Origin of the sequence: Ktedonobacter sp. SOSP1-85, assembly GCF_016587415.1 — a bacterium.
GTDB lineage: Bacteria > Chloroflexota > Ktedonobacteria > Ktedonobacterales > Ktedonobacteraceae > Ktedonobacter.
Genome location: NZ_BNJI01000001.1, coordinates 6,548,414 through 6,564,968, shown reverse-complemented (window position 1 = coordinate 6,564,968; position 16,555 = coordinate 6,548,414). Strand labels below are relative to the sequence as shown.

14 protein-coding genes and 1 pseudogene are annotated in these 16,555 nt (G+C 51.5%); 6 read left to right on the top strand and 9 right to left on the bottom strand.

All coding sequences use genetic code 11. From position 1 onward, the window contains the following. Positions 1 to 101: 101 nt before the first annotated feature. Positions 102 to 3,773 carry a tetratricopeptide repeat protein gene (locus KTE_RS27705; RefSeq protein WP_201386723.1) on the bottom strand — a complete coding sequence of 1,224 codons (3,672 nt, stop codon included), beginning with the start codon at positions 3,771 to 3,773 and terminating at the stop codon, positions 102 to 104. Positions 3,774 to 4,127: 354 nt separating this feature from the next. Next, a complete protein-coding gene (locus tag KTE_RS27700) occupies positions 4,128 to 4,289 on the bottom strand; it encodes a hypothetical protein (protein ID WP_201386721.1) in 162 nt (53 codons plus the stop codon). Positions 4,290 to 5,673: 1,384 nt separating this feature from the next. Here KTE_RS27700 and KTE_RS27695 point away from each other — a divergent pair. Next, entirely contained in the window at positions 5,674 to 6,627 is a 954-nt protein-coding gene (locus KTE_RS27695) for a hypothetical protein (RefSeq protein WP_201386719.1), read from the top strand. 449 nt (positions 6,628 to 7,076) lie between these two features. Beyond that, a complete protein-coding gene (locus tag KTE_RS27690) occupies positions 7,077 to 7,478 on the top strand; it encodes a response regulator (RefSeq protein WP_201386716.1) in 402 nt (133 codons plus the stop codon). Positions 7,479 to 7,910: 432 nt separating this feature from the next. Here KTE_RS27690 and KTE_RS27685 read toward each other — a convergent pair whose 3' ends face one another. Both KTE_RS27685 and KTE_RS27680 read right to left on the bottom strand, forming a co-directional pair. Next, positions 7,911 to 9,038, bottom strand: a complete 1,128-nt coding sequence (locus KTE_RS27685; protein WP_201386714.1) for a WD40 repeat domain-containing protein — start codon at positions 9,036 to 9,038, stop codon at positions 7,911 to 7,913. 516 nt (positions 9,039 to 9,554) lie between these two features. Further along, a complete protein-coding gene (locus KTE_RS27680; RefSeq protein WP_201386711.1) occupies positions 9,555 to 9,830 on the bottom strand; it encodes a hypothetical protein in 276 nt (91 codons plus the stop codon). A gap of 238 nt (positions 9,831 to 10,068) precedes the next feature. Here KTE_RS27680 and KTE_RS27675 point away from each other — a divergent pair, with 238 nt between their 5' ends. Continuing rightward, positions 10,069 to 10,866, top strand: coding sequence for a hypothetical protein (locus KTE_RS27675; RefSeq protein WP_201386709.1), 798 nt, complete (start codon positions 10,069 to 10,071; stop codon positions 10,864 to 10,866). A gap of 54 nt (positions 10,867 to 10,920) precedes the next feature. On the opposite strand, the gene KTE_RS27670 is transcribed toward KTE_RS27675, so the two are convergent. The 5 genes from KTE_RS27670 to KTE_RS27650 form a co-directional block, all read right to left on the bottom strand. After that, positions 10,921 to 11,421, bottom strand: a complete 501-nt coding sequence (locus KTE_RS27670) for an SDR family oxidoreductase (protein ID WP_201386707.1) — start codon at positions 11,419 to 11,421, stop codon at positions 10,921 to 10,923. Positions 11,422 to 11,426: 5 nt separating this feature from the next. After that, positions 11,427 to 12,374, bottom strand: a complete 948-nt coding sequence (locus tag KTE_RS27665) for an NADP-dependent oxidoreductase (protein WP_201386705.1) — start codon at positions 12,372 to 12,374, stop codon at positions 11,427 to 11,429. A 727-nt stretch (positions 12,375 to 13,101) separates the two neighbouring features. Further along, entirely contained in the window at positions 13,102 to 13,536 is a 435-nt protein-coding gene (locus KTE_RS27660; protein WP_201386703.1) for an SRPBCC domain-containing protein, read from the bottom strand. After that, positions 13,517 to 13,882 (bottom strand): helix-turn-helix transcriptional regulator, encoded by a 366-nt coding sequence (locus KTE_RS27655; RefSeq protein ID WP_201386701.1) that lies wholly within the window; start codon positions 13,880 to 13,882, stop codon positions 13,517 to 13,519. The genes KTE_RS27660 and KTE_RS27655 overlap by 20 nt, the downstream gene beginning before the upstream one ends. 2 nt (positions 13,883 to 13,884) lie before the next feature. After that, entirely contained in the window at positions 13,885 to 14,331 is a 447-nt protein-coding gene (locus tag KTE_RS27650; RefSeq protein WP_201386699.1) for an SRPBCC domain-containing protein, read from the bottom strand. A gap of 1,216 nt (positions 14,332 to 15,547) precedes the next feature. Between KTE_RS27650 and KTE_RS49825 the strand changes: the two genes are divergently transcribed. The 3 genes and pseudogenes from KTE_RS49825 to KTE_RS49815 all read left to right on the top strand — a co-directional run. Then, a complete protein-coding gene (locus KTE_RS49825; protein ID WP_374226791.1) occupies positions 15,548 to 15,943 on the top strand; it encodes a transposase family protein in 396 nt (131 codons plus the stop codon). After that, positions 15,936 to 16,286, top strand: coding sequence for a transposase (locus KTE_RS49820; RefSeq protein ID WP_201386690.1), 351 nt, complete (start codon positions 15,936 to 15,938; stop codon positions 16,284 to 16,286). The genes KTE_RS49825 and KTE_RS49820 overlap by 8 nt, the downstream gene beginning before the upstream one ends. 67 nt (positions 16,287 to 16,353) lie before the next feature. Beyond that, positions 16,354 to 16,554 (top strand): annotated as a pseudogene (locus KTE_RS49815) (helix-turn-helix domain-containing protein); the annotation flags it as partial. Position 16,555: the final 1 nt, after the last annotated feature.

The following is a 16,555-nucleotide window of genomic DNA, read 5'->3' as shown; positions in this document are numbered from 1 at the left end:
TGACTTACCAGGAAGCACATTTTTCGGAGAAATTTTCACAGCGGAAACAGCAGGGAGCGAAGTACGTATACGTACTTCGCTCCCTACGGAGATGAGGGACGCTACGGTTCGATCAACCCGTGTGCGATGGCCCAGGTTCGGACCTGCTCTCGTGTTTTCAGGCGTAATTTCCCCAGAATGTTGGTCACATGGGTATCAACCGTGCGAGGAGAGAGGGTGAGGCGCTCGGCGATCTCGCGATTGGTCAGCCTTTGCGCCAACAAGCTAGCCACTTGGCGCTCACGCGGGCTGAGGGACCCAGGTTCAGGCAACGTGGCGACCTTTGAGGGCAACTCCTGTGGTATTTCAGGCGCCCAAGTTTCTTGCTGGTCCTGCTGCTTTTCCGGATCAGGGCTGGCTTTATCATCCGCTTCCATAAGCACATCTGGCAGTAATTGCGTGAGAAGGAGCGATTGCCCGGCCTGCCATACGTGCTCCCAGCTCACTTCATCCATGCAGGCTTGCGCGCGCTCCAGGTGCTGATCGTAGCGGGATCGATTACAGGGCGGCAGGATCGCCCCCGTCTCCTCGCGCAATGCGGCAGCAGCCCCGAAGAGCCGAGCAGCCTGTAGTGGATTATCCTGTGCTGCTGCGAGAGCAGCTAGTCCCTCCAGCGCCTCGGCCTGGATCGCTCGGTCATGCACCTGATATCCGAGTCGCAGCCCCTGCTCATAGTGCGTTCTGGCCTCCAGAAAGCGCTCTTGGACTGCGTGCAGCGTTCCCAGAGCGATCAGCACCGCTGCCTCTTCCTGCCTCCACCCTACCTTACGTTGCAATCTCAGGCTCTGCTGATAGCACTCCTGCGCTTCCTGATAGTTGGATTGTCCATAGGCGCAGAGCCCCAGCAGATACAGCTCCTCGGCCAGGCCCCACTCATCCTTGAGTTCCTGGCTGAGCGAGAGCGTCTCCTGAAGGACCTGCCTCGCGCGTTCGTACTGCCCCTGCCGCTGCGCCAGTCTGGCCAAGTTTTGCAGACCATCGAGGATGCCCATCTTATGGTGTTTCTGTCGCAACTGGGCCACAGACTCCTCAAACAGGACCGTCGCCTGAGCGAACTCACCTTGCATCATCAGCAGAATCGCCAAGTTATTGAGGATCCCGGCAGCATTGTTCAGGTCGCCAGCTTTGCGGAAGAGCGCCAGACTCTCTTCGGTCAGGGGGGTTGCCTCTCGATAGCGGCCCTGATCTTTGAGGAGCATTCCCAGGTTGTTGAGGACTGTGGCGGTTCTCCAGTCATCACCGGATTGCCGGCTGAGGGCTAAGGCTTCTCCGTAGAGAGCTAGCGCGCGCTCGTGTTCACCCTGGTAGTGCGCCACCATCCCCAGGTTACTGAGGACCGCAGCTGCGAATAGCTTCTCGCCAGTCGCCCGGTAGAGAGTCAGCGCTTCCTCATAGAAGGCTACTGCCTGGTCAACATCGCCGAGCAAGTAGGTAAGGATGCCAGCACCATTCAATGCTTTGGCCCGGGCCGAAGCGCTGATGGACCCGGCCTCGCTTTGCCCTGCCAGCGCGCGCTTGAGCACATCGAGGCCCTCGCTGAGGTAGCCCCGTTGGTGCCAAAAGCGCCACAACGCCCCGGCAAGCCGCACTTCATACGCAGCGGCCTTCCGCTCGTTCGCTCGGCGCAGGGCGGCCAGCAGGTTCTCGTGCTCAGCCTCCAGTCGATTGAGCCATGTCTCCTGGTCCGTCCCGAACAACGCCGGCTCGGCGGTCTCAGCTAACTGAAGGTAGCAGGCAGCATGACGCAGGCAGAGGGCCTTCCACTCTCCTGCCGCTCGACATTTCTTTTCGCTATACTGCCTTATCACCTCCAGGAGTCGATAGCGTTTGGACGAGTTCTGGCACGGCGAGGTTTCCACCATGCTTGCGTCCACCAGCTCTGAAAGCCACCCCAGTACCTTGCGTTGCCCACCTGGCTTCTCGACACAGACCTGTTCGGCCTCCTCAAGCATCCACCCTCCGGCAAAGACAGAGAGGCGTCGAAATAAGACTTGCTCGGCGGGCGAGAGCAGACTATGGCTCCAATCGATGGCCATCTGAAGCGTCTGGTGAGGCGAGAGCGTCGCACCTTTTGCGGGCGCTAGTGCGGCAAAACAATCATCCAGACGCACAGCAATCTGATCTACTGAAGCGACCTGTACCCGCCTGGCAGCCAGCTCGATTGCCAGGGCAATACCATCGAGACGATGACAGATAGCGACAATGGCCGGAGCATTCTGAGAGGTCAGGTGAAAGGTCTGGCCCATGGCACCAGCTCGCTCCAGGAAAAACTGGATCGCATCATAAGTCGGCAACTCCTCTAGGGGAGGGAGCCGCTCGGGGTCGGGCGTGCTCAACAGAGGAATGCGCCAAATAGTTTCGTTCAGAGTCTTGAGGGGCCTGCGACTGGTCGCCAGCACAGTCAGCCGAGGGCAGCTTTCGAGTAGGGTTGTGATCAACTGGGCGCAGGTTTGGACCTGATGCTCACAGTTGTCCAGCAGCAGCAGCATATGCTTGCTCTGGAGCTCATTGACCAGTGTCTCGATGAGGGGTTGCCCAGGGTGTTCCTGGATGCCCAGGGCAATCGCAACAGCCTGCGGGACTAGGTGCGAATCTGTCACAGGGGCTAATGCAACCAGCCAAACCCCATCTGAATAGGTGGTCATGCAGGTCTGAGCCACCTGCTCGGCCAGGCGCGTCTTGCCGCAGCCACCAGGCCCGGTCAGCGTTAACAGGCGGGTGGTTGAGAGCAGCACCTCCACTGCTTCGATCTCCTTTTGCCGCCCGATGAAAGGCGCTGCATGGGAGGACAGATTGGTACGCTGCTTATCCAGCACGATGGCAGGCGAAGGCTGCTGCATGGGGATTTTTCTGTCTATCACCAAACTCGGGTCTGGAGCTATGCGTCCGGTACCAATATCGTTATAGAGCGTTGTGGTTAATGGATCAGGAGCCCATTCATCTTTCGCGAGAGCCTCCTTCAACTGCTGATAGCTGCGTCTGGCCTGGTAGCGCTGGCCGGACACAGCATACAGGCGCATCAGCTCCCGCTGCATATCTTCCTGAAACGGGTCACGTACTACCAGACGTTCAAGCACTTGAATGGCTAAAAGAATTTCTCTGCGTGCTAAGTGCAATTGTGCCATTTCTCTCAGCATATCCAGGTGCAGCAAACGAAGCCGATCACGGTGACTGGCAATCCAGTCTACGTAGACGTCCTGGGGAAGCAGATCATCTGTATAGAGAGCGAGTGCGTCAGTGTAGTGGGCAGGGTCTTTGGTCTTGCGCGCCTCCTTGCATCGAGCCTCGAAGGTGGTAGCATCTACCCAGAGATGGTCGGGGGAGCGCAGGACCAAATGGTCATCCTGCCATTGCAGATAGGCCGATTCTGCACCACTGGTCAGACCTGGCTCGAGTACTCGCCGGGTATCAAAGAGTATACGATGCAAGTTATTCATGGCCTTGCCATGCTCCGCTTCTGGCCAGAGCGCCTCCATCACCTGTTCACTATGACGGCGATGTCCTGGGCTCAGTGCCAGCAATTGGAGCAAGGCTCTGACCTTGCGCTGCGACTGCCACACTTGATCCGCAATCATCTGTGAGTGAACGGAGACCCTAAAGCCTCCCAATAACCAGATTTGCAACCCCGTTCTTACCTGAACCCCAGAAATACTCTTATCAGCATCAATGTGGCTGGCATGAATATCACCCATAGTGGTGTGAATATCGTCCGCGTCATCGTTCTTTGAAGTCACAGTCCCCTCCTAATGATGACTTCGTTATGGTGAGTGTGTCTTCATGCTTATTTGTCTTTATAGACGCACGGATGAGAAGATTTTGGGAGTGCAAGATCCAGTAATATGTAAAACGCTACGAATTGCAAAGTAGCGAACAATACGTGTGAATGTGCTGTAAAAAAACAAGAGAGAAAACGCATCCAGCTAAGCTTGATATAGAGGAAGGCCCAGGATACATGTAAAATCGCTCGTAGTGATAGATTTTTACATGTATCCTGGGCCTTCCTCACATAGTGTATAATGGAGAAAGCAGAAAAAAGATGCTACTCGATCTAGGAAATCGAGCAGCCTCTCTTGAGTAGTCTCAGCTACTTAGGCGCTCCGCTTTTTTCCAGCGTCGGAGCGTTTCTTGCGCCAGGTGCCATCATTGTTGCGAGCGCGGGGGAGCTTCCCGTTGTTCACATATGGCCCTTGACGTGGACCAGCTCGCCGATCAGCCGTATCGCGCGAGCTTTTATTTTTGCCTTGTGTCATCTTCTTCTTCACCTCCTTTCATATATTGCTGTTTCGAGTATACCCAATCAGCCAGTGTTATTCAAGACCAAATGGGACCGAATTCTCAACATGTTGTGTCGGTGAATAAATTGTCACACAACATATTGTGGTTTGGGGATCGAGTGTTACCTCATCTATACCTATTCTTTTTGCCGGTTCTGGGCCTACCTCTATCACGCGGATCTGGGTATCGGCTGCTTGTTCGCCTGCAATGGGCAGGAAACTTGCCACAAGGCATCCATATCCCTTTGTCTAAAGCGCGGAGCCGCAAGTGGGTCCAGGTAATCAGACAGGTAAGCGGCACGGGAGTCTCTTAGCAGCAGTTGATCAGGAAGAATACCTAGCTGGTTCGGTAGTGTTGCAAAAAATTTAAAACTCAGCAAATTGAAGTACACACGAACATATCTCGCTGGGAAAAGATGCAGAACATGCACTTTTTCTCCGTGGAAATAATTCTTGTGCCGTAAGTACCCGATCCATTTTCTCAGCTCAAAATTTTTTGCAACACTACCTGCATCTCTGGCATATGATAGAGATGTATTTACGAAAGAAAGTACCGATCAGCCATGTCACCACATGCATATAGCTAGCGTTAAGCACAACGCTGGAGCATCCTCTTCTACACCTGTTTTCTCTCTGCTTTTTGCGCTCACCTTAGCTCATTTCAATTTCCACTCATTGGCAACAAGTTGCCATTTTTCCTCAGAACGCTTTGCCTCCTGTCCCCATCTCAAAGCAAGGGCTGCGTCGCCCGAACATCCCATCTCGCTTCCCTCTCTCTTCCCTCCTCCCTCTCACTGGAAACCACGTTTCCACCCCCAACCAGCCCCTCATCTGCTCTTCTTCCACACACGCTTCCCTTTCCCGCAAAAACACGCGCTCTTGCATCCCCATCTGCTTCGCGACCCGCAAAAAAAGAGCGGGTCGCAACGACTCACTCTTTCGACGAAACCATGGATTCAAAAGCCCTATCTGCTCGTGGGTAATGATAAGTAGTATAGATCACTTCCATGCGCTTGTCAGGGTCTCACGCCACAACTTGTTGCTGTACATCTAGAAGTAGACATCTTGCTTGAGCTATCTACTTCTAGATGCGCAGGGGTGTCTACTGGAGTGAAGCCCTGATATACAGTCTGAGAATTGACTCTGGGATGACCCGGCTACGACTTGAGGAAACCAGCCGGGTCATAAGGATCGAACCTCATACACCAGCCGCAAGGTAGCGGGTATGGCCTAATTTATCGCTCGATAGATGACATATCAATTATTAATATATTCCATGTTGCAAAAACGTCGTAATCCGATGTATAATCATACTCATCCATATAGATATCTATCGTTTTAAGATTGGAGAGTACAGACTGTGACCAATAATGACAATCAAAATGACAATCTGAATCCTTATTCTCAACCAGTATCACCATACACTAATCCACAGGGACAGGAACAGGGACAGGGACAGCAACCACCATCGAACCCTGGACAGCAGCCGTGGGGACAGCAACCACCATCGAACCCTGGACAGCAACCGTGGGGACAGCAACCACCATCGAACCCTGGACAGCAGCCGTGGGGACAGCAACCACCAGTATATCCTGGGCAGCAACCACCATCGAACCCTGGACAGCAGCCGTGGGGACAGCAACCACCAGTATATCCTGGGCAGCAACTACCAGGATATCCTGGGCAGCAACCACAGCCACCACAAAAGTCCGGACCTTGGGCGTGGTATAAGCGGCAGCGAGGGATTGGTAAACTCGGTATTGGCTGTGGCGCACTGCTCGTGCTCATGATGGCTTGTGGTTTGTGTAGCACGATGGTAAACACCGCGACGCAAACAACTGCTACAAGTAGCACCACACAAACAACATCGACACAGGCACCAGTCACACCGACGCCAACACAAAAGCCTAAGCCAACACCTACACCTAAACCAACACAATCTCCGGCACAGATCAAGGCTGCCTATAAAGCGAAGACAGCCAATACAACCGTCACCAATATTGATAAGATGGGGAACGGCTATAAGGATAAGGACCTACATTTTACAGCCGTTATCGATAACTTCGTCAAAGATTCAGATGGTAACACGGCTGGGGCCAATGTGAGCGATACCGACTCTGGCTCCAGTTCAGTTATCCAGATTGGGTTTGCCCCTGGAACCGATCTGACAAAAATCAATCAAGGAGATACCGTTGAAGTGTGGGGACGGGATATAGGTGTCTCATCTGGAAAGAACGCTTTTGGTGGGGATGTCCAAGAGGCAGGAGTGGCAGTCGCGTTCATCACCGACCAAACCACAGGCTATCAAAAGTAACAGACATTCACAACACCCAAAGCCCCGCCCCTTGATTTTATGGGGCGGGTCTGTTTTTTTGCATGAGGCAAGCAGGGAGTCTGCCCACAGGAAAACCTGCGCATCTGAAATGAGACTGGGAAAGCCGATTACTGCTCACCCTTCTCATTCTAGATGCGCAGATGATCGACTGGCGTGAAACCTAGTAAATAGGGCAAAATCCGCAACACTTTTGAGGCGACCGTGAAAGAATCAACGCGAATTGTAGGAATTCGCCATCCTGGATCTGGAGAAACGGCTCCTCATCTGAGGTTTCGGCGTAAAATGTTGTAAATAACTTGAAGAGAGAATGTATAAACAGAAATATGGTGGAGATGGGAAAAGAGGTGTGAATGTGAAACGAAAAACCTGTTCCATTCGTGAAAAAAGCACGCCTTTAGCGACCACAATGGAAAGGACCACGACGCACAATGCAAGCACCTGATGCTCCCTCCTCCCAGGAGGAGGACCCTCCACCTATCAAGACCATCCTCATCATCGAGGACGATCCTGATATTGGCGGGATTCTCGTGCAGTTCTTCAAAGATGAGTTCCCCTGTCAGGTGATCCTCGTTGGTGATGGATTTGCCGCCCTCAAAATCACGCGCACGCTTGTTCCCGATGTCATTCTTCTCGACTATCTTCTGCCCGGCATGGATGGATTGGAATGCGTTGACGCACTTCGAATCTCCAAAGGCCTTGAGCAGACGCCTATCCTGCTGATGAGTGCTAGTCTTCCGAAGCGGGCCAGAGAGCGCAAAGATCTCATCTTTGTTGAAAAACCGTTTGAGTTAGATCGCTTGCTTCGTCAGGTACAGGAACTCTTCGCGTAAGTGCCAGCTGCCTTTGAGCCTTGCTTCCACGCTTGATTTTTGCTACAGTGATGTAGGTATATGCGCAAGAGTGATTTGACAAGAGAAGCGTCCCCGGCATTCTGTGAATGCCGGGGACGCTTCTCTTTGAATGATTGCTCCACGAGCCTCACGTTATTTACAGAAATTTCTGCTGGCACCTCAGATGAGAAGCGGCTTCTCTAGATGCTACATGTTAAATTCCTACAATTCGCGCTGATTATTTCACGTTCGCCTCAAAATTGTTGCGGATTTCACCTTATTTACTAAAACCCTGGCAAGCTTAGCGGAAAACATCAGGACTTCTTTACGACTTGCTCGCCCTTAGCGGAATCTATCGGGGAAATTATGTCGGGACCCCATTATAGATCAAACTATTTCTGTGTGCCCCACCTCTGGTGGTTCCGCTTCGGCTCACTTCGCCTGCCAGACCTGAACTGTATGATCCAGACTTCCTGATGCGATCATCTTCCCATTGGGTGACCACGCGACACATAACACCGCATCATCTGGAGAATGGCCACGGTAGACAAAGACGTTGCCTCCGGTCTTTGCATCCCAAAGCTGAACAGTTGAATCGGGATACGCACCTGCTGAGGCAATCCGTTTGCCATCGGGTGACCAGGCTACACCCCATACTCCGCTGGAATGCTTGCTGTAAGTAAGATGCGTCTGGCCTGTAGCCACATCCCAGACACGAGCTGTGTAATTATCGCTTCCTGAAACAATCTGCTTTCCATCGGGCGACCAGGCAACGCTTTTGACAATATCATGCTCACCATAACCTGTATGAATCAGATGTTTGTTTCCACTCGCCGCATTCCATATCTGCACCTGCTTATTATTGTCACTAGAAACAATCCACTTGTCATCGGGCGACCACGCCAGGGCATTGATGTCCCTGTTATGCCCATGATATGTCAGCAACGTTTTCCCTGTCCGGGCATTCCAGACGCGTATCACTTGCTGATTATTGTCACTCCCTACTGAAGCAATACGAGACCCATCATGCGACCAGGCTAGAGAAGAAACAAATCCGTCACTTGAAGGGGCATACGTAAATGTATGATGTGCAGTGGCCGCATTCACAATTTGCACTGTTTCCCCGTCTCCGAATGCAATACGAGATCCATCGGGTGACCAGGCAACCGAATCTACATAAGGTGAAAGCTTAGCTTTGGCCTGAGAGATCACAATGTTTTTACCCGTGATCGCGTCCCAGGTCTGGGCGGTACCGTCGCTACTGCCAGAGACGATCCGCTTGCCATTCGGGGACCATGCTACCCCATTGACAGAACTCGTATGTCCCCGATAGACCACGAAGACGGTCGTGCCATTCTTGTTGGAAACCGAGGCATTGATAACCGGGACATCAGAGTCTGAGGCAGTTGGGTCACTGCATGAGGTCCAGACTACCCCTCCTCCAGTCAGGGCCAGGCCTGTCAATCCCAGCTTTATCAAGGCGCTCCGCCGGGAAATATGTCCTCTCCCGGCTCTCTGTTCTGCTGCTTTGTTCCCATCTTCGTGTGAGTGTAAGTCCACTGATCGGGTCCTTTCATCTGTGTAATTCCCTACTTTTTGATGTTGTGCCAGTTCTTGTGCGGGACTGGATTGAGAACACCATGCTGTATTGTTTAGCTCTTGTTCTAGTTTAGCCGTTCTCTGGGGAGAATCAGATAGCAATACGGTATCATTTATGTATCAAAAAAGCTGAGGGAAGAACGTAGAAAATCGTGTTCACTTTTCGAGATGTAGTTGGTAAATGGCACGAAAACCGCAAAATTTTTGAGGTGAAATTGGCAAAATCAGCGCGAAAAGTCGAAATTGACCATCCAGAACCTGGAGAAGGCGCTTTGAAAGCGAATTGTTTCGCGTCGTTTTTGTTCATTTGAGAGAATAGTATGGAGTGCATTACGTTCAAAACTATCACCAGCCCATACATACCAGGGCGCTGATGGTGCAATAGGGCTTCCTGACTCGCATTGCCTCCTCATTTTGTGCTGATTTCGCGCTGATTTTGCCAATTTCACCTCAAAATGTGTGCTGATTTCACACTTATTACCAGGAGCTTGTGGGGCGTGAGGTCCCGCCGGAGGCATGCCGGGCTTGCGACACTGCCGCCCTCCGGAGTGCTGGCGTCAAGCACCTGCTGTCCGAAGGATCGGAGCGTAGCGGAGACTCTTGCGCCAGGTGATAGACTGCGCGGACCAACGCGGGCGGGCGGAGCAGCGAAGCTGCGTCTGCCCGTGTCCGCGTTGAGGTCGCTTGCAGGCGTATCACCTGGCGCAAGAGCAGCAGGTGTAGCCAGCGCTCCGGGCAATGCCGCAATAGCATCTACAAAAAGAGATATTTCCGCTTTCCGTATCCTCTCAAAGAATGCAAAGATGTGGGCTTGTGATATCTTGTGCAGAGACACAATATGTTTTGTTAAAAGCTTGACAGGACAACAGGACGGTAGTATACTACATCACAGTAAAGCACAGCGTTTCTTGGCGTATCCAAGACCCAATGGAGGGAACTGACGGTGCTGTACAACACCATTGAATAAGAATATGGAGATTTTTGTCCACGCATGGAAGCCACTTTAACTGTTGTAGACAAGCCGTCTACAGATAGTGCCCATCTAACCGACACCTACACTATTGCGGGGCTGATTGGGGTCCTACCAGAAATTCACTTTTATCAGCTTCTTCATCAAGAGAATATTGTCGAGACACGCCCCATCGAGGAACTCCGTAAGTTATGGCTGACGAGTCAGGAGCATTTTTCTCAATCGTCTCATGCTTTGTCCAGTACGTCTATCACCTTTCTGCCAAAGTCCCTGGAAAAGCGAGAGATGGAACTGCGGCGAGGACGTACCTATACGCAGTACTTTTCAGAGTATCGGTTCTGCCTTGCTCCGGTCCGCCAGCTTATTACCCCACAATGGTATGTTAACCTGGATTATCTCCAGACGCTTCAACCCATTGTCCCAGCACCAGGTCAGTTTCAGCAGGCACTTGACTTTGCTTGTGACGAGGGAACGTCGGAACTGGCTGAGCCAAGTATGAGCAATGTTGCTGGTTCACCTTCCCTGGCCTTCCGGACACCACTTTTCCGTGACCTCGCATTTACCTTTTCTCCTCTTCTCCCCCTCAAGGCCCAGCGCATCGATTCACGTAGATTTGCGGTGACTACCCATGTCGAGGTTGAGTTGAAGCCCAACTACCTGCATGTTGCGAAGATCGGTTCACGCCTCCTCATTTTGAACGGCGTCCATCGCTCCCTTGCCTTTATGCAGGCAGGGTGGGAAGCTATACCGTGCCTCGTTCGCGATTTCCCGAACGTTCGTAGCCTCGCCGAGGTTGGTTTTCTGCCGAACCAGCGGTAGTGTTGCAAAAAATTTTGAGCTGAGAAAATGGATCGGGTACTTACGGCACAAGAATTATTTCCACGGAGAAAAAGTGCATGTTCTGCATCTTTTCCCAGCGAGATATGTTCGTGTGTACTTCAATTTGCTGAGTTTTAAATTTTTTGCAACACTACCTAGAATAGTGTACGGTACCCCTGAGGAACGAATTGCGTCCTCAGCTTTCCCATGATCGCAGAGTAATGGACTGAACGATTGAGGGTCCGCCCCTATTTCAGATTGTTTGACGAGGTGACGTATACCGGCTTTTTTACTTTCCTGCGCCCATAGCCCCTCGGTTTCTAAGAGATGCTCTTCGACCGGCGTAATGAGATAAACGCTCTCGATTCCCTGCAGCGCCTGCGCAACGCTTGCTTGCTTCGTCATATCACCTAAAAAAGCTTCCACCCCCTGAGCCTGGAGTTCCGCGGCATCAACCGGTTTACGCACGAAGGCACGTACTGAAACCTGCCTTGCCAGAAGCTCTTTGATGACGGCCTTCCCAACAGCACTTGTCGCACCTGTCACAAGAATCATCGCTCCTATTCCTCCTCCACTTCATCATGAACGCGCAACACAATCTTGCCTCTTGTATGTCCCTTTGTTCCCTGCTCGTATGCTTCACGGGCCTGGGCCAGAGGGAACACCGTGTCAATGATAGGCTTCATCTGCCCAGCATCGATCAATTTGCCAATCCGGATCAGTTGTTCGCGGCTGGGCTCAACAATAAACCAGACGCAATGGACACCATACGCCTGTGCCTGCTCAGTCGAAGGAGGTGTGGCAATCGCGACAAGCACACCACCCTTCTTGAGCACTGACCAGGAGCGCTCCTGCGTATCTCCACCAATCGTATCCAAGACAATATCAGCGTCATGGACGACGTCCTCAAAGCGTGCGTTGGTGTAGTCAATGATCTCGTCTGCACCCAGTTCGCGCAAGAAGTCGTGATTGCGTGGAGATGCGGTTGCAATAACATGTGCCCCGGCCCAGTGGGCCAACTGCACAGCAAAGACTCCAACGCCTCCCGCCGCACCATGAATCAGGACAGTTTGCCCCGCAGACAGTTTGGCGTGATCAAAGAAAGCCTGCCACGCGGTCAGGGCTGCCAACGGCACGGATGCAGCCTGTCTATGGTCGAGGGAGCGCGGCTTGGGGGCAAGTTCGCTGGGGAGAGCAATTATATATTCCGCCGCTGAGCCATCCCGCTCAAAGGCCGTAAGGGCATAGACCTCAGATCCGACGTTGATATCAGTGACGCCAGGACCAACTTCTTCTACCACACCAGACATGTCATGTCCGGGAACAGGGAGAGCGCGTTTTTGCCCTGCGTTTGTTTGATAGGTTGGCTCCCAGGTTAACTCTGGTGCCATAACTCCTGCCGCATAGACGCGGACCAGTACTTCTCCCTGTGCGGGATGTGGTTTTGGGGCTTCCTCGTACACGAGTGTTTCTGGACCACCACGGCCATGAATATGGATCGCTTTCATTTTATCTCATGCTCCTTTTCTTTTACATGTGTGTTTATAGTATTGGAGTTTAGATAAAATCGGTAAGAATTGGCTTGTAGAGCCGTTTTATACCACCTTGTCATAAAATAGGCCAAGCCGCTTCTGGCCTGGCTCCATACGAATTTTATCTAAACCCCAATGTGTTAATATTACATATATATTTTGTTTAAGGTAATTTTTGTAAGACGGACGCTAAGTTTTTTGGTAGAGAGAGCTCCACTATTCGGTGGTTGAGCACAACTGCCTATTGCGGAGATGACTGTCAAAAAGACCATAAAATGGGACTCCGTCAGGTTTGGTGATCTCTGACCGCTTGCTGGCTGAATCAAGAAACATTCCCAAAGTGCAAAAATGAGGTATACATTAGCCGAGAATGCTTTAACTGTAAATACGATAATTAGATAGAGGCAAAAATCGTACAATTATCTGCGGTAATACCGCCTTCGTCTTTTTCTGCCATCGCTGCTCAAAGCCCTTTGGAGGTCAGTAAAGCTACATTGGCGCGGCCGAAGAGTTCCTTGCTTTACCTCAGATAATTGTCGAAATTACCTCATGGAATTTCAATATTTACACCTTCCTTGACAATAAAAATGAGAGTATCTACCTGAAAACTTATCAAATTTTGTATAGTGCTCCTTAAATAGTAAAATGGTTAGAATAGTATAAATGACTATCCTAACCATTTTGGCGATTACTGTTCCTTGTCTTATCCTCTTGGTCCTGGTGGTGGGCATGTCCCTGTTTCAATCCAAGACGTTAAATCTTTAAGATGAGCATCCCACGCTTTGCCGATAGTGGCATAAGCCTCCCATCCTTCTCCCTCACCAATACCGCTATGGGTAAATGTTAACAGCGTACCATCTTTTTCTGCCCTTAATTCAAAGGTAAGGGTTGTCGGGGTAGGAGAAAATGCTCCTTCCCAAGTAAAACTGAACAACTGAGACGGCTCCACTTCTTTTACTTTTCCATGTTCTCCCATACCAGGCGCCCAATTTGTACGAATTGTTCCGCCGGGTTTCAATTCAATGTCAGCTTCTTGCACAAACCAGCGTTCTAATTCTTGCTTTTCGGTAAGCGCTTTAAAGACTCGTTCTGGTGTCGCTTTAATAAATTGTTCTTTTTTAATTGTTTTTGTCTCCATTTGTGCTCTTTCCTTCTCGATGAAGCGTTTCAGCAATGTGTTTTATCTTTTGTAGCCGTTCATCCCAGAGCGTTGCAGCCCGTGACAGTTCCTGGACTGCAGCACTGAGTCCTTCTGGCGAGAGGCTAAAACGTACCTCTTTGCCCGTTTTGCGCTCTTTGACGAGACCTGCCCTTTTCAGAACAGCGATGTGTTTACTCACTGCTTGGCGGCTAAACGGCACTTCATCCGCCAGCTTGCTTGCAGTCGCTTCACCTTTGAGAAGCAAAACCTCGATGAGCTTCCGTCGGCTCGGTTCAGCAATGGCAAACCAGAGCTCTTCATTAAAAGGGGCAGGTGATGACATAGCTACGCCTTTGTTGGGATATTCTGGGCACAACGCTGCAACTTGGACAGAAAGTCCTCCCAGCCAGGGGTATGGTTGGCAATCAGAGTGGCCTTCTGTTCTGCCGTAATCTCCAGTTTCTCGAAACCACTTTCTGTTAAGCATACCTTTGTCTCCGCACCATCCTCTGTCAGCCTGAACGCAACCAGGGTTTGCTGCTGGGTTGGTTTGGTTTCCTCATCGGGTGCGACCCACAGAAATGAGAAAAGATGCGGCTTCTCTACCTCGACAATTTCCAGGGGGGCTTCAACGTCCTCGCCCCAACTCAGTTTGCCTTTTCCACCTCGTCGCACGTCTATTTCGACCTGACTGCCAAACCACTGGCGAATGTATTCAGGCTTTGTGATGACTTCCCATACGGTTGCTATCGGTGCCTGAATGCTGATTTCTCGCTCAATCTTCTCGGTCATCGAAATTCTCCTGACGTCATGTCACGTAACCAACTATTTCATAGTAGAGCACATATATGCAACCTTTGGTTGCATATGATACTCTTATTGTAATGAGAAAGAAGAACGTTGTCAAGAGGAGAGCAGGCTGTTTTCAAAAGTGGACAACGTCAGGTTGAACGTGCTTGCTCAAGAGGACTATGCCCTCACCAAAGACGAGTTAGCGGCGCTTTCTCCCTATCAGAGACAACACGTGAAGCGTTTTAGACATTACGAGCTTGATCTTCAGACGATCCCTCAACCCATAACTGATGACTTACTCTTCGAGATTGTTCTTCCAAATAATCCTCTGCCACAGCTGCTTGGTATGGAAGCAACCTGTACGGATAGGTAGGGACTTACGTCCTTTCCCCCGTCCAAACGCAGCAGGCGAGTTTCCCCGCACTGCGCTTTCCAGTACTCGACATGACCTATTCGGCCCTTGCGTATGAGGTGGTGGATTTGGGTTGCCCCCGTGAAGCGCACCAGTTTGAGCACAGCACAACCTGTTGCATGGCATCCCCCACTCTGCTGGAGAACATGATGCCACTACTCCAACCGTCATCTGCTTTCCTCACTGCATCCATTCTTCCTCTCGTCAAGCATCTTTCCCTGGCGGACCTTCACCATGTCCTCGCCATTACAGCGTGGCGTTCGGTTACTATGCCGCCTCCGCCCTCTCTGCCGCACGCTAGCATTCTCGCGTCTCTGTCGAGTAAAGCGGTTTGAGAGTTCCCCCATTCCAAGTAAAGAAGTTCTAGTGACCCTTAGCTCGCCTCCTATACGCCGGGCGGACTTCGGAGCAATTCCAGCCATAATTTACACATAGCCGGACAGCCGCCATCCCATTTTGGGTCGGGTGTGTCAGCCATTTCACCCGTCTTATCTAACGACGCTTCGGACGAAGGTTTCTCTCGTCGGCATAGGTCACAGGGTTCGGTCTTGGGTCCTTTCGGCTAGGATCACAAGCTCCTTTGTCAGCGGGCTTCACACCTAAAGCCTTGCTGAGGCTTTACGCATGCCGCTCAACCCTTATGCCATTACTCAAGCATATCTCTTTTGAGAAACTCCTTTACCCGTGAAAGGGCGCACGTAAATACGATAATTAGATAGAGACAAAATGGCTCATGCGCACTTTGTGTGGGAAGCTCAGAAGTGATACAATACAGGAAGTTTTCTTGCCGTTTTCTTCCTCTACATGAAAGTACCAATGAATTCCCTAGCAAGCATATTGTTCCCAAATAGCCCCAATGTGGTTATCGAAGAGATAACTCGTGAGGGCAACGTACTCATCTTTTCCATTCGATCAACCAAGAGAGCTGTTCCATGCCCTGTGTGCGCCTCTCCATCAACACGGCTGCATGGTTCCTACGTTCGCAAGCCTGCGGATCTTCCTTGCCTGGAATACACCGTCCGGTTGCATCTGCGTGTCCGTCGGTTCTTGTGCCAGAAGCCGACGTGTCAACGCCAAACGTTTGCTCTCGCCATTCCCAGATCTAGTCGAGGCTCACTCACGGCGAACCATCCGCCAAACGAAGCTGCTGCGTGCGTTGGCTTTTGCCTTAGGTGGCAAGCCTGCATCCCGTGTGGCTGAATCCTTTGCATGTTCTGCCAGCCGTGATACCTTGTTACGTTTGCTCCGTCGCTCCCCTTTACCTGCTGCCCCGGTTCCTCGGGTCCTTGGTCTCGATGACTGGGCCTGGCGCAAGGGACGCCACTATGGAACCATTCTCTGTGATCTGGAGCGACATACCCCCGTTGACCTTCTTCCCGATCGGGAAGCTGATACCGTGGTTGCCTGGCTCAAGGCCCATCCTGGAGTGAAGATCATCAGCCGAGATCGGTCTACTGAGTATGCTGATGCCGCCCGCCGAGGCGCTCCTCAAGCGCTTCAGGTGGCAGATCGCTTTCATCTGATCCGCGAACCTGGGCGATGACCTCGAAGCTCTCCTCAAGCACTACCGCGATTGTTTTCACTTCAGAGATGAAGAGGGAACTTCACCATTGCTCGTCCAAGCCCAAGAAGATCTTCCATTGCCTCAAGACATCCGTCCTGTTCCGGCGAAGCAAGCAGAAAAGGTCCGTTTGGCTCACCGAGAAGAGCGACGCCAGCGCTATGAGCAGGCCGTTGCTCTCAAGGCGCAAGGACTCACGATCGGGGAGATTGCATCTCGTTTGCACGTGAGTCGAAGCACCATCGAGCGAT